The organism is Legionella shakespearei DSM 23087, assembly GCF_000373765.1.
In the GTDB taxonomy this organism is placed as follows: Bacteria; Pseudomonadota; Gammaproteobacteria; order Legionellales; family Legionellaceae; genus Legionella; species Legionella shakespearei.
Window position 1 is genome coordinate 20,060 of sequence record NZ_KB892381.1, and the last position, 14,573, is coordinate 34,632.

Below are 14,573 nucleotides of genomic sequence, written 5' to 3' on the forward strand. Positions count from 1 at the left end.
TCGTGGATCTTACTTAAATAATTTCAAAATAGCGGTCCAGCTCCCAATCGGTGACGTGTTTTCTGAACTCTCTTTCTTCCCATTCTCTGGATGCAGCGAAATGCTCGACAAATTCCTGGCCAAACAAATGGCGGGCTGCACTTGAAGTCCTTAGATTTTGAGCGGCTTCCCATAAAGTTCCCGGCAAAGCCAAATCCTGATTATGCTTTTGTTGGTAAGAATTTCCTTTGATTTCGGCCTCGGGTTCAAGCTCATGCTCAATGCCATACAAACCAGAACCGATTGCAGCAGCCAGAGCAAGGTATGGGTTAGCATCAGCCGAGCCTAAGCGATATTCTATACGTTGCGATTTGTCGCTACCGGGAATCAAACGCAAAGCAGTAGTCCGGTTTTCAACACCCCAGGTCGCATCAGTCGGTGCCCAATACCCTGGCACCAATCTGGAATAGCTGTTCACCGTGGGTGAAAACATGGCTAATAATTGCGGCATCAATTGTTGCTGACCAGCGAGAAAATGACGCTGGATGCTGCTCATGTTGTACGTATTAGCGGGATCATAAAAAGCAGAGCTGCCCCCATCCTTATGCCTTAAAGAGATATGGATGTGGCCACTTTGCCCAGGATAATCAGGCGACCATTTAGCCATAAACGTTGCCATTTTATTATTGCGTTGCGCCAGGATTTTCATAAAGGTTTTAAAGAGAGCAGCCTTATCACCGGCAGCCTCAGCCTTGTCCACGGTAAGAGCTGCTTCAATAACTCCCGGACCAGTTTCTGTATGCAGGCCTTCTATAGGAAAATCCATACGTTCTGCCATATCGAGGATTTGATGGTAAAACTCGGCATGCACTGTATTGCGGATAATAGAATAGCCAAAATTATCTGGGGTGATGGGTTTTAAATTGCGAAATCCCTTGGCACGCACACTGTCAGGCGTTTCATCAAAAACAAAAAATTCATATTCCAAAGCCGCATAAGCATCAAAGCCCATATCCGCGGCTTTTCGCAGCACCCGGCGCAAAGTGGCTCGCGGGCAAATCAGTTCGGCCTGCTTGTCAAATTCAGCCATAAACAAGAGTTGATTGTCTTCAAAGATAATGTCGCGGCAGGTGGAGGGAATAATGCGCACACAGGCATCAGGATAACCAGTATGCCAGCCAGTGTACTTCACATTATCATACAATTTGTCTTTTGAGTCCCAACCTAAAATCACATCACAAAAAGCAAAGCCATGTTCCAATGCGGAAAAAAATTTATCCCGGCTCATGTATTTACCAAGCATCACCCCATCTACATCAAAAATACCGACTTTAACGTGAGTGAGTTGCCTTTCTTCAACAATGCGTTTGGCATCTTCAACAGTATGAACATCTCGTGCCTTCAACATGACATATCCTTATGTTTTTAGGGTCAATAGATCCTGGTTCAGTCAGCACTGCCATTAAGTTAAGCGCTACTCCGCCGTCCCGCGGCTTGTCCGCGGGATCCAGAAATGTCACTCCGAGCTTAGATCTCTGGATCCCGCGGACAAGCCGCGGGACGGCGGAACTCCTTAATTTAATGACAGTGGGTTCAGTCAGCTGTTGAAGAGTGTAATACGAGTTCGTGAAAAATCAAAACCCCAGTACTTCGCAAAGCAAGAAAAACAGAATTTATGACCCCATTGAAGGATAGCTTTTTGTTTCATTTTCTTCATCAGGCCTAACCATTGTCTCATCATATTGATCTAAGAGCTGAGTTATCCTGGAAACGCTTTCATTATCATTGCTATATCGCCAGAGCCCCTCAAAAAACGGCTTTGCGGTGGAAGCCTGGGCAGGTGAAGCCTGTAACATCATCTCAAAAGCCGTGACATTTTTTGCTTCATAAGCGGATAATAAAGAAAGAGTGTTGGGAGTGAAAATATCAAGAGCTTGTTTTATAAAATCCAAACCCCTTGTCTGATCAGAATGAAATGCAGCAGTAGCAAGTACGTTTGAATCGGCTTGTTTCAAACGTTCGTTTCCGTATGTAGTTTGTAAATAGTGCAATAATGGCCAATTTAAATTCACGGCAGTCAGATTTGCTGCTACAGATAATTTGGGCCCCGCCAGCAACTCTTCAATATAGTATTTTGCTACATTGGGTGAAGGCGCTAAAAACGCCAGGGTTGCTGTATCAGGGCTGGGATTCACAGCATAATGATTCACCAGAAATCTGCAGGTTTTTACCGCCCCGGCTGCACTGGCAATATTCAAAAAAAGCTGCCTTTCCTGAGGGGACATATGGTCACATAATGTTTTCAGATTTTCTGGCTGATCTTTAAACAATTCAATTTTAGCGGATGATTCTAATCTTAAAAAGAATGCCATAGATTGTTCGCTGAGTTCGGAAAAGGCAGTACGACCTTCTTTGAAATGCAGATAAGAAGCATTTAACTCTTTGTTATCCAATCGCTCCAAAAGTTGCTCGAATAGTTTTAATTGTATCAAATTATTCAGATCAGAACCGTTTTTCCACCGCGACATATTGCTTTTAAATAATTCAGAACTCACTTTCGATGCTCCTTTTGAGTCAATAAGGACATATTAACACAATTTAGGATTATTTTTAATCAAAAAATCCCGTATTTTTCTAAATGGCAACAACCGGACGTGCTGTTGAAGTTAAAAGTGCATCATGAATAAAGGGATTATCACTGATTTGCAGCCCATTCTCCGCAGAATGCCTTTTATAAATATCGCATTCAAGTAATGCCTGCATTTCTACTGTAGCTGCCTTCAATTTTGCAAACACCCCTTCACTCATCCCTGTCCTTGTTGCATCCATGGCACAAAAATCATTACAACTGGAAATTTCCTGCTCCAACTCTTTAATGCTTAAACAGGCTTTCCGTAAATAAGAATAATACTCCTGTACAGTTGCTTCTTTTTTATTCAAAGCCAATTCCGGTACTCCTTCATAAGCCGTAATCTGGTGTTCGTCAAACTGCACATAAAATTGATTTAAATCAAAGGTTACTTTCCTCATATGGGCCCTGATACGCTCAAATTTTTCTGCCATAGCCTTATCGGGAATAAGGTCTTTGAATTCTTTTCCTTCGGCTGCAAAGAACGATCCTTGTCGTGAATCACCTTTTATCGCCTCACAAGCAATAGCAACTTTTTGCGTCCTCTCCCACATTTCTGTAGCCTGTTCCATTACGTAAAAAACAGAAGCAGCTTTTAAAACCCGTTCATTTCTTTTCTCGATCCACTCAGCCTGGACTACACGAATTTTATCGATTTCGGAGCGTACCCCGGCATGATAACGGGTATATACATCACCTATTAATTTCTGGTATTCAGCACGATATTGTTCGGATTCATCCTTGGTGCTGCCACTGTCCCAATGATATTTTTCCTTGAATGCAGCAAGCCCTTTTGCCAAAGCAGTCTGGGCATGATGATAATGCATGGCCATTTTCGCACCCGTCTGGAATCCTGTTCCTGTAGTATATAAAGGCAGCATGCGTCCATCACCTAAGGATACTATAGTGCCAACATCCTCATGCAAAGGATCACCACTTATTATAATAGAGGTATCCAATTCACTGAAGGCTAAATCAAAGGGAGAGGTTTCCAGTTGCCTTTGGCCTATTTGAATAGGATCGCTGGGATTGTCATAAACGGGATCCGTAATATGGGCATCACATATATTTTCAGGCAATGCGTCTTGAAACAGCATACGACTCCACTGCCTGCATAATTTTTTGGAAATCAGATTGGCGTGGTCTTTATTGGGATCACGATCAATTGCTTCGCGAATCCTGGCTGGCACTGACTTCTCGTACTCTGCCGGATTACTTAATTTTAATTCTATGGCTACCCTGATTGCTGGTACTTTTAAAGCTTCAGGATATTCACATCCTATGTAACAAAATTCATGCTCCAGAGTATTTGCCCGCGACGCATAAATTTGCTGATGTGGGCGTGATGCATCCGTCCAGCCATACTCCCTCAATGCAACCATTTTAATGGGTTCACTTGTTTTGTCCTTTTTGGCCTGTTCAATCTGTCGCATCAATTCATGGGCATCAAAAGCCACTGGTGGATGTCCCAAACTTCCTTTTAAATTAAATATTACTGCAACATGACTGTTAATTATGGGTTCTGAGGCATGAACATTCTCAGCATGGAATACCGTAGCCAATGCCTTTTCAGCTGCTTGTTTGCCACCGTTGGCTATAGCAATGTGTTCGTATCCAAAAGTCTGGCGTTGCTCTGCAACAGGGGTTGGAACACCGTTTACTGATTTAATACCCGTAACAGTAATCGTTTTTTCATCCTGTCTGATGTCCATATGCTTTTGCCGTAATAAGGTTTGAGCACGTAAGTATTTCAAGATGTCAGCAATATTGGTATCGGAAGAATAATTTAAGCGGGTTTTACCTGACAACTGAATACTGGCAGTTAATTTGGGATCTATTTTATCCACTACCAAGACATCAATGCCAACCTGAGAACGTACTGCTTCCCGTGCTTCCTCAGGATCACTTTTTCCTGATAATTTGATACAGCGATCGTCTATTCTGGCACTGCACTCATCAATAAGCATTTTTTCCAAACCACCGATAGAAAAATACCAATAATTCAGACTCATCATTTTCCCGGGTTTATCGGGGTTGGGGGCATCGTAAGGATGCAGGGTAATGATATTATTCCTTACGTAATACTCCCAGATTTCTGGCCTTACCAGACTTTTAACAAACATCATCGCTTCATCGTCTACACCTAAGACTTGCTGCCTGATGCTTAAACCTGTATCAGGTGCCCTATCGGTAAGAATGACAATCTTTTCCCCTCTGTCCATGGCGCTTAAAGCAGCTAATAACCCCACAGGTCCCATACCAATACATACGGTTTGATAGTCCTTTGTCTTTTCTGGAATGGAGACACTTGCCGTTCGGTCTTCATCTTCATTGCGCCCCAGAAAAATACGCCCGGAACTGAGTACTGACGATGTCATCAGCTCACTACTTACTTTTTGGGCATTATGGAAGGCTTGAACTCTTGTACTGAATTGCCCAAATACACTTTCAGCAATCCGCCCACCCAACTGCAAATCAATTGCGCCCAAATCCTGGGTATTTTGAGCAGTGCCAAAATCAGGATGAGCCTGGACGATGAAAATATTTTGAGGTAAGTGTTCTGCAATGACATCGATGAATGCCCCACTTGAAGTGTGTATTGAATCCACCGAATTTAAGCCACGAGCAGAGGTTAAATCATATCCCTGGTGCTGAAAAAACAGTGCATTAAGTACGCCACGATCCTCCGCGGTAAGGGACAGTCTGCTTCCCATAGAAAGGCGCGGTGACTCAGCTGTGCTTTGTGCAGGCTGAATTGTTTCTACAAAAAAATCATGACGTTCTGCTGTCTTAAGGCCTTGAGAAAGAGTACCTCCATAAGCAACAGCAGTAACTTGCGAACCACGACAAACGCCGCAGAACGGTTTCGGTGCAGATGCCTTTTGTTGCATATAGACCAGACTAAACTCCAGCAGGTCTCGTCGTGAATCAATAACATCAGGTTGATCCGGATAGGTTTCAAGCACCGTTTCAGGAGCCTGTTTTTGGCCATAAAAACGAGGATCAATATCCTGCGCACCAGCAATCATTACTCCATCGACCTTATCAAACACTGATTTCGCATGCTCGTACAATTGTGCTGCCTGGGGAAATTTATTATGATCCTTAGCATGTTCCTCACGCATGATTTCAATCATAAGCATGGGAAAACTGATGCCCTGCTTTTTCCATTGAGCATCAAATTGTTCTGTAATGTCTTTGTCAGAAACTTTAGAATTACTTAATAAACCAAAAGTCACGCTTTTTAAGGCATTATAAACTGCCAATGGCACCACTTTCGTATAAGCAGCATCCAGTGCTTTCTCTCTCTCCTGGGCTTTCATAGAAGCAATCTTTCTGGCAGTTTCCAGTACTTTTGCTTTTAACATATCCATTTTTTCCTGGGTTAAGCCATTAAGATCATTGATCTCTTTATCCAAAGCTTTGGCATCAACCTGTGGTTTATAATCCATTCGGACAGGCTGTATTCCCTTAGACAGCAACACCCGTTCCGTTAAGGTTGCAGACATACCAGGAGTACTGTCATTCCACGGTAATAAAACTGCGGGTTTGAAATTTTGCTTTACTACATTGTGCAATACTACAGCTTTATCAGTGCGAAAATCTTCGATAGTCTGCGTTGGTTCATCGGGTTGGACAGGTGCACGAATGCTCACTCGCTCTGCCGGGACTCCACCCAACAGGGCAACAGATCGGATGGAACAGCCTTCCAGGGTGACATCCTTTAATTCTTTAAGGAAATTAAAACTTGAATACTCTATAGGACAATCGATAAACCGTACGTTATTCAGGGTTCCGTAATCAAAAGTAGTGTCACTGATTCTGGTACGTTCAAGAATCACATTGGACATTAGTCCATCATTAAGAACAGTCCCGTTAAAAGTGCATTCATTGAGTGTCATATTGGTACAGACAAAACCGGTTAAATCGCAATCACTAAAATCACATTGTGATAAGTCGCAACCGGTAAAATCAATGTCATACAACAAATCAGTTCGGCGCGGCACTGTAGTTACCGTACTGAGCGAACCATCCTTACTCTGCATTTTGCTGTGCGTTACTGTTTTATTTTCTATGGCAAAATGAATGGCGTTCAAGGTAGTTTCATAGCCGTTTTTTTTCAAAAAATCAGCAAAAGAGAGTTTTTGGCCTGGCAATAATTTTTCTTTTTCCAGTTTTAATTGATCCAACAGATCCTCAAACCCGATTTGTGTAATAACCCCCATGACCAACCTCTGAAGAATATAGTTATCTATTCTAAGATTAGACCAAAGAGAAAATTATTCAAAAAATAATCATTCGGTTAAATTAAATGACAAATCGCAGCCCAATTCACGTCGTCACCTCATATGGCACCATGCCACTTTAGGGAGATCCTTCGCGCAAAAAGACGCGCTCAGGACGACGTGAATCGGGTAATGGTACAGGCCCGTAGCCCGGTCTGCCTTATGAACTACCAACACGCATCTGTGACAAAATCCCATTTTGAATCCAGTTTTTAAGATAAGACGCCGCTTTCATTCCCACGTCTTCCGGCGCCATCCATTGGCATAAGCCTTCACAAAGGGTAGCAAAGGACATGCCTTGAATGACAGCATCCAAAGCCCCCGCCTCTTCTTCTGCCATACTATAAAATTGAATCAACTGCTCTGGAGAGCGCCAAAGTATCCAGGGGACGGGGTTGGGATGTTCATTCCATTCAGGTAAATCATTATCATGAACCAGGCTTTGCCAGACAGGAATAACATTCCAGAAATAATTTAACCGTTGTACTGACCCATGGGGAATAAAATACATCTCAGCCCAGGACTCAGGAGGCACCCCAGCCATCTCTTCAATAGTAAGAACAGGATCATCGGCAGCATCAAAGGCTAAAGTCATCCTCCATTCAAAATCAGCCAGTTCGGCAAGATGTGATTTATCAGTGTTCTTTTTGATAAACTCAGCCAATGCATCCCCATACCAACGGATTGAATGACAGGAGGAAGGGTAATTATCTATATAAGTACGACACAATCTATTAAATTCTTCGGTACCGTAATAAAGATGCAACGCAGGAAAGCTGGTGCTTAAACTTTCTGTCAATCGCAACGTGTATGCATCACTATAGATAGCTAACCGGTCAGCCACACCAATACGTTCTGTGGGAACAATATGTTCCATGATTGCCGAATGGCCAGACATTATAAAATGCTGCAGTTGCTCTTGCAGCTGAAAAAGGTTACTCATGCCATTACCTCATGCGTTAAGACTCGCTGCGAAATGTCTTTCGCATGATGCACCTCAGCGAGCAATTCTGCCAGGGCGGGCATACGATCATCTCTCTCTATCATGGTAGATACCTGGCCAAAGCGCTGGATGGCAGCAGCATAAAGATCCCATACTGGCTGAATAACCGGGGCATCATGGGTGTCGATAATGTATGCGCCATGATTGGAATGACCAGCCAAATGAATTTGGGCAACCCGTTCTATCGGCATGGCATTAATATAATCCAAAGGATTAAACTGATGATTATAAGAACTGACATACACATTATTAACATCAAGTAAAATATAGCATCCCGCCTGTTTTACCAGTGCAACGATAAAATCCCACTCCGTCATTTCTGATTGCTTGTAGCTCAGATAGCTGGACACATTTTCAATTAAAATGGGACGACCTAAAAAATCCTGAATGTGCTGAATCCGTGAAACAATATGGCTGATTGCTTCATGAGTATAAGGAATGGGCAGTAAATCATGAACGTTCACCCCATTCACGCCAGTCCAGCATAAATGGTCAGAAACCCAGACTGGTTCAATACGAGAAGCCAAAGCTTTCAATTGGTTTAGATAAGTGATATTGAGTGGATCGGAGCTCCCCAGGGATAGGGAAACACCATGCATGACTATTGGGTAATCCTGACGTATCTTGTCCAGATAATAAAGGGGCTTGCCACCAGGAACCATGTAATTTTCTGAAACGATTTCAAACCAGTCCAAATCCGGTTTTTGCGTTAGAATTTCTTCATAATAGTCGGGGCGTAAACCAAGACCAAAGCCCAGGAATGGCATTGGAGTCTTTTTAAATGCAGAAACATCCATAAGAAACCTAATTATTGACAGGGAAACCAGGCATGAGGATTCACTGCCATTAAGTGAAGCCCTACTCCACCGTACCGCGGCTTGTCCGCGGTATCCAGAGATCTAAGTTGGGAGTGAGAGTCCTGGATCCCGCGGACAAGCCGCGGGACGGCGGAACTCCTTAACTTAATGGCAGTGACATAAGGACTATGCCTGGAGCAACCACAAATTAGCTAGCGTGTTGCACTACTGAACCGCCAGCTTTGTCGCACTCGTCTTGAGTCATATCAACAACGCCTTTTCCTTTGCAGGAGTTTTGGCCTTTGCATGCATTGTCTGCTGTTTTGCAACTGCTTTGCCCTTTGCAGGAATTACCGCCTTTGCATTGAACCATGGGTGCAGTAGTAGTATCAGTATCGGCGAATGCTGGAGCTAAAGCAAACATTGAAGCAGCACCCACTGCTAAAGCAGCGCCAGTAACTTGTAATTTGTTCATTTAAATTCCCTTTTAATTTATTGAGTTACGCTTTGTGGAGTAAGCAAAATCAAATTATTTTGCTCTTGTCATTGTAGAAGGGTACATGAAATTGTCAAGGCTGCCGAGCACCCAGATCCACGTCGTCCTGAGCGCGTCTTTTTGTGCGAAGGATTGATCTCCAAATATTGGCATCATGCCGTTTTCGGGAGATCCTTCGCGCAAAAAGACGCGCTCAGGACGACGTAGGATGGTGGGGCGACGTAGGATGGTGGGACGATGTAGGATGGGGGGCGATGTAGGATGGGGGGCGATGTAGGATGGGGGGGCGATGTAGGATGGGGGGGCGATGTAGGATGGGGGGGCGATGTAGGATAGTGGGGCGACATAGGATGGCGCGAAGAGGGAGGATGTGGATCTTTGATGACCTTACCCATTATTTTAACGTCAGTTTCGAATAAGAAGCGTGTTTGATCCAGTCGTTACTTCGATGCCGTTCGGGCTGAGGAAGCGCGATAGCGCTGTCTCGAAGCCTTGGTATGGTGCTAAGGCTTCGAGACGAGGCTACCGCCTCTCCTCAGCCCGAACGGCATCGAAGTAACGACTGGAGAAAACAACTTTCTTATCCGAAACTCATATAAGTTAAGAAATCCAGGTCCCTCAATATCAACGTCCCCAATCCACGTCGTCCTGAGCGCGTCTTTTGGCGCGAAGGATCTCCTGCAAGCGGCATGGTGCCACTTCGATCCCGGCTGCGAGCAGACCGGGCTACGCACTGTGCTATTCCGAAGCAACTTTACCCAATCAGGATAAATAATTCCACAGATGATGGAAATGATGCACTGGGCCATTTCCCTTCCCGATACTTACCTCTTTGCTGTGACGCATGGCCTCAAACAAATAGGCTTTGGCTTTTTTGCATGCATCAAGTAATGGATCTCCTTGGGCTACAAAGCTGGCAATCGCCGCAGACAAGGTGCAGCCTGTACCGTGAGTATTTTTAGAATCAATCCTGGGAGTGGATAATACTTCTTCCTGCTCCAGGCTAATGAATAAATCATCTGAAGTCGCGGAATGTTCGTGTCCTCCTTTCAAGAGCACAGCCTTGCAGCCCAAATCCAACAGTTTATGTGCTAATATCTTTTTCTTATGGCCTTGAGAGATCAGGATTTCTGCTTCAGGTATATTAGGTGTTATGAGATCAACAATCGGGATTAATTTTGTTTTTAAAACATCTATAGCAGTAGCCTTAAGCAAGATATCACCACTTTTTGCGACCATCACAGGATCCAGTATTATGGTAATATTCTGGGCATTCTTTGTTAAAAATGATGCAACTAACTCAATGATTTCAGCAGAAAAGAGGGCGCCTATTTTAATCGCGTCAGGTCTGATGTCATCAAAGATTGCTTCAAGTTGTTCTTTGATACAAGACAGCGGGATTTCATAACAGCTCCTCACGCCACAGGTGTTTTGCACCGGTATCACAGTGAGCACGGTCATTCCGTAAGTCCCGGTTGCTGAAAAAGTTTTCAAATCAGCCTGCAATCCTGCGCCACCTGAACCATCAAAGCCGGCTATGGATAAACATTTGTACCTCATAGCTTTTCTCCAAAATGGGTAAATGGGGTGATGTTCAAATCAATGTGTTGACCATCCTTTTGCAATGAAACGGATTGGTCTTCTGTAATAAAGCCGATAATTTTAAGGGGGTAATTAAATATCTCGGCGAATTGTCTGGTTAATTCTTCCAGGGAATGGGGATTTACAGTAAAAAGCAGCCCGTAATCTTCACCACCTTCCAACGCAATTTGTAAAGACACTTCAGGCTCCAGACAGTTTTGCACCTTATCAAGATCAATTACGGCTCCTTTGCCTGACGCATCACACAAACGGTTCACATCGATGAACAGCCCATCGGAACTGTCCATCATACTGGTGATGCATTTTTGTTTTGCCAGCCAAAGTCCTTCTTTGATTCGGGCATCAGGGCGCAAAAAATAGGGGGTGTATGGTGTACTGTTATTGTTTTCAAGAGCAGTAAATCCTAAATGCGCAAAGCCCAGATTGCCTGCCAGACAAAGCACATCTCCCACTTTGGCTGAATTTCTGTATTTAATCGTTTCTGCATGTGCACTGCCAAGCACGGTAATACTGATGAATAAATGTTCTTGCGAGGAGGTGGTATCACCGCCAATTAAAATAATGCCTGCTTCTTTGCATGCCAGAGTTAATGACTGGAGAAAATGACGGGCATATTCTTGCAAGCCTTTGGGTATGGCAATGCCGCATAAGACATACAGCGGTTTCGCTCCCATTGCTGCGAGATCACTTAAATTAACGTTTAAAGCCTTGTGGGCGAGATCTTGGGGCGTAAAATAGTGAATGCGAAAGTGAACGTCTTCAATGAGTAAATCCTTGCTGATTAGGTATCTTTCGCCAGTTAAAGAAGGGAGCACCGCAGCATCGTCACCAATAAAACCATCAGATTGTTCTTGCACAAGTCCAATGAGCTCTTTTTCACTTATCATAGGATATTCCTGAATGGTTCGTATTCTTGCCTGTGCAATTGATCTATAAATGCAGTTTTGAACGAACCGGGGTTTTGATGTTTCAATGCGGCCCTACTGCCACAAAAAGCAAAGTAATGGACCGCAATGAGGCCCGCGTCAAAGGGATCATCAACTATCGCTTTAAATGCCGCGATTACTGCTGTCATGGCACAGCCCATGCCTGTAACCAGTTGCATGAGAGGCGAACCACCGGTAACTTCTGCTGAGCGTTGGCCATCAGTAACCAAATCAATGGCACCGCTGACGATGATGGTTGTTTTATACTTGCGCGCCAAATTTTGGGCTATTTCCTTGGCTTCATCAGTTGTATGGATGGATTCAACACCTTTGGTTGCGGAGTCTTGATCTGCCAGGGCTATAATCTCACTTGCATTGCCTCTGATGATTGTGGCAAACGGACATATCTCTTTTGCTGTTTTTGTCCTGATTTTTGTAGCTCCGGCTCCTACAGGATCAAAAACAATGGGTTTATGATACTGAACGGCGAGTGCAATGGCTTTTTTGGTGAAATTAATGAAAGAGCTGTCCAAGGTACCTGTATTGATATAGAGCACGGAACAGAGCTTCATTAATTCTTCCAGTTCTTCTTCACAGTTACTCATAATGGGGGCAGCCCCTAGTGCCAGCAGGCAATTGGCGACAAAGTCCATAGTGACAAAATTGGTCAGATTAAGCACCAAAGGTTTTTGCCGTTGTACATCGAGCAGCGCTTTTTTTATTTTATCGATCATGATAGGCCTGATTTATTGTGGTCAATAAGTTGGATGTGATCTGACGGGGATCTTTTGCGCCATGAAACGTGCCGATTGCGGCAATGCCATTTGCGCCAGACCTTATTACAGACTGAGCATTGTTTTCGTTTATACCGCCGATAGCAACAAGAGGGTGGGCACTGATTTGAGCAGCTTGTTTCAGCCCATCCAATCCCCAGATGGTTTGTACATCAGGTTTGTTTTCTGTTGGGAAAATCGCGCCTACCCCCAGGTAATCTATCGGTAAAGCGTTCGCCTTAATCACTTGGGTGATGGTATTGGTACTGATTCCGATGATTTTATCGGGTCCGAGCAGTGCGCGAGCCTTGATTGGATCGCCATCGTTTTGCCCCAGATGCACGCCAGCGGCATCCAGTTCAATGCACAGATCCACATGATCATTGATGATCAGGGGGATATGGTTTTTATCCAGAATACTTTTTAAAGCGCGCCCAAAAAACAACAGTTCTTCGTAAGGTATTAATTTTTCTCTCAGCTGTACGCAGGTAATCCCACCCTTGATGCACTGTTGAATCAATTCAAGGTAGGAGGGAATAGAGGTATTCTTTTTATCTGTTACCAAGGTCAGATGCAGGAAAGGTGTATTCATAATCTTCTTTCTCAGCCATGCACATGTATGGCTTGCATTGTGACGTATGTCAGTAAAATGTCAACACACAGCGAAATTTTAAAGCACAAACCGGCTTTAAGGTCTACGTGTTTCTACGTATTACGATGGTCAACATGGGAAATTACAATAAAGTTTTGACCAGGAGTAAATCATGTACGATGTTTATGAATACAGAACTGAGCGCGTCGTTATTTTCAGCCCCTTGATTACAGTGGTAAAAGTTGTTGTTGGGGGCGGGGTCATTCTTGTTGGGGGTGGCGCGGTACTATTAGCAGTTGGAGCTGTAGCAACGGCTGTTGTTGGCGGTGTGGTTGTTGCAGGCACAGCAGCAGCCGCAGTGGCTGCTACAGCTACTGCGGCTACGCCTGCTGTGCTTGCAACGGGTGGTGGGGTAGCTGCTGCGGTGGTTTCTGGTTTTGGAGTGACGCACGGGATGAAACATCTGGCGCATAAATATACAGAGGCGAAACAGAAGAGAGCGAGAAAACATGCGGAAAAAGATGCAGAGCAAGAGGTTATTCCATCCAGCAGCGCTAAAATGATGGAGCAATTAGGTAGCGAAAAATCGCAACAATCTATTGAAGTAAGTAAGGTAAGTGATCAAACAAAGGTGGTTGATATAAAATCACAGAAGAAATCTGGAAAGAAACACGTAAATGAAAGCAGTTCAGGCTCAGATTCAGAGAGTTATTCTTCAGAAAGCTCCTTGAGTATGGGAATGTAGGAAGTTCCCGTATTACGGCTATCGCCTAATACGGGCTACGGTCCTGAGTTGGCACTGGGCTCGTAGCCTGTATTAGGCGACAGTATGGGAATGTAGGAAGTTCCCGTATTACGGCTATCGCCTAATACGGGCTACGGTTCTGAATCGGCACTAGGTTCGTAGCCTGTATTAGGCGACAGCCGTAATACAGGATCAGTCTTATCCAGAGACCGCCCCACCCCAATTTTTACTAATCAAATCCTTTTTAATATATCGATGAATGCTTGAATATGGCCATTCTATCGGTGCATTCACATAGCCATGTTTTACTGGATTGTAATGGATATAATCCACATGCATTTGAAAATCTTTTTCATCCCTGATTCGATGCTCCCAAAAACGAGTTTGCCAAAGATTAACGTTGCCCCGAACATTTTTCTTTAATGGAATATTTAAACGTAATAAGGATTGGGTAAAATGAGTTTTAATCAATCTTATTCGGTTTGAATAATCTGAATCGTCTAAGGGTAATTGCCATAAACAATGAAGATGATCTGGTAAAACAACCATCGCATGCGTTATAAAATTTGATTTTGCTCGAATAATACGAAAAGCATCACTCAAGTTGCTGATGTACTTGGTCAGATATGCGGATTGCCTGTCTATTAGGGTTAAAGTAAAAAAATAGCTTGCGCCGGGCGAGTAATCCCTTCGGTAGTAAACCATGATAATTCCCTTAAGTTGGACATGGGTATCATATCAATAA

General features: G+C 43.8%; 12 protein-coding genes. 1 reads left to right on the forward strand and 11 read right to left on the reverse strand.

All coding sequences use genetic code 11. The features are described from left to right. Nucleotides 1-13: 13 nt before the first annotated feature. From B094_RS0100090 to thiE, 10 genes are all read right to left on the reverse strand, one after another. Nucleotides 14-1,387, reverse strand: coding sequence for a glutamine synthetase family protein (locus B094_RS0100090; protein WP_018575749.1), 1,374 nt, complete (start codon nucleotides 1,385-1,387; stop codon nucleotides 14-16). 265 nt (nucleotides 1,388-1,652) lie between these two features. Then, complete coding sequence (locus B094_RS0100095) at nucleotides 1,653-2,534, reverse strand: hypothetical protein (protein WP_018575750.1); 882 nt, start codon at nucleotides 2,532-2,534, stop codon at nucleotides 1,653-1,655. 79 nt (nucleotides 2,535-2,613) lie between these two features. Further along, nucleotides 2,614-6,834: a gamma-glutamyl-gamma-aminobutyrate hydrolase family protein gene (locus B094_RS16365; protein ID WP_018575751.1), complete on the reverse strand. Its 4,221-nt coding sequence runs from the start codon at nucleotides 6,832-6,834 to the stop codon at nucleotides 2,614-2,616. Between the two features lie 220 nt (nucleotides 6,835-7,054). After that, nucleotides 7,055-7,837, reverse strand: coding sequence for an HvfC/BufC N-terminal domain-containing protein (locus tag B094_RS0100105; protein WP_018575752.1), 783 nt, complete (start codon nucleotides 7,835-7,837; stop codon nucleotides 7,055-7,057). Beyond that, nucleotides 7,834-8,694, reverse strand: coding sequence for an MNIO family bufferin maturase (gene bufB / locus B094_RS0100110; protein WP_018575753.1), 861 nt, complete (start codon nucleotides 8,692-8,694; stop codon nucleotides 7,834-7,836). Before bufB ends, B094_RS0100105 begins: the two co-directional genes overlap by 4 nt. A gap of 208 nt (nucleotides 8,695-8,902) precedes the next feature. After that, nucleotides 8,903-9,169 carry a BufA2 family periplasmic bufferin-type metallophore gene (bufA2, locus tag B094_RS0100115; protein ID WP_018575754.1) on the reverse strand — a complete coding sequence of 89 codons (267 nt, stop codon included), beginning with the start codon at nucleotides 9,167-9,169 and terminating at the stop codon, nucleotides 8,903-8,905. A 783-nt stretch (nucleotides 9,170-9,952) separates the two neighbouring features. Continuing rightward, the gene (gene thiD / locus B094_RS0100120) at nucleotides 9,953-10,750 is read right to left on the reverse strand and encodes a bifunctional hydroxymethylpyrimidine kinase/phosphomethylpyrimidine kinase (RefSeq protein ID WP_018575755.1); all 798 of its coding nucleotides are present in this window, start codon (nucleotides 10,748-10,750) and stop codon (nucleotides 9,953-9,955) included. Next, nucleotides 10,747-11,679, reverse strand: a complete 933-nt coding sequence (gene thiL, locus B094_RS0100125) for a thiamine-phosphate kinase (RefSeq protein WP_018575756.1) — start codon at nucleotides 11,677-11,679, stop codon at nucleotides 10,747-10,749. The genes thiD and thiL overlap by 4 nt, the downstream gene beginning before the upstream one ends. Next, the gene (thiM, locus tag B094_RS0100130) at nucleotides 11,676-12,452 is read right to left on the reverse strand and encodes a hydroxyethylthiazole kinase (RefSeq protein ID WP_018575757.1); all 777 of its coding nucleotides are present in this window, start codon (nucleotides 12,450-12,452) and stop codon (nucleotides 11,676-11,678) included. Before thiM ends, thiL begins: the two co-directional genes overlap by 4 nt. Further along, nucleotides 12,442-13,083 carry a thiamine phosphate synthase gene (gene thiE / locus B094_RS0100135; protein WP_018575758.1) on the reverse strand — a complete coding sequence of 214 codons (642 nt, stop codon included), beginning with the start codon at nucleotides 13,081-13,083 and terminating at the stop codon, nucleotides 12,442-12,444. The genes thiM and thiE overlap by 11 nt, the downstream gene beginning before the upstream one ends. A 172-nt stretch (nucleotides 13,084-13,255) precedes the next feature. Between thiE and B094_RS0100140 the strand changes: the two genes are divergently transcribed. Further along, nucleotides 13,256-13,828 carry a hypothetical protein gene (locus tag B094_RS0100140; RefSeq protein WP_018575759.1) on the forward strand — a complete coding sequence of 191 codons (573 nt, stop codon included), beginning with the start codon at nucleotides 13,256-13,258 and terminating at the stop codon, nucleotides 13,826-13,828. Nucleotides 13,829-14,026: 198 nt separating this feature from the next. On the opposite strand, the gene B094_RS0100145 is transcribed toward B094_RS0100140, so the two are convergent. Then, nucleotides 14,027-14,533, reverse strand: coding sequence for an REP-associated tyrosine transposase (locus B094_RS0100145; RefSeq protein ID WP_018575760.1), 507 nt, complete (start codon nucleotides 14,531-14,533; stop codon nucleotides 14,027-14,029). Nucleotides 14,534-14,573: the final 40 nt, after the last annotated feature.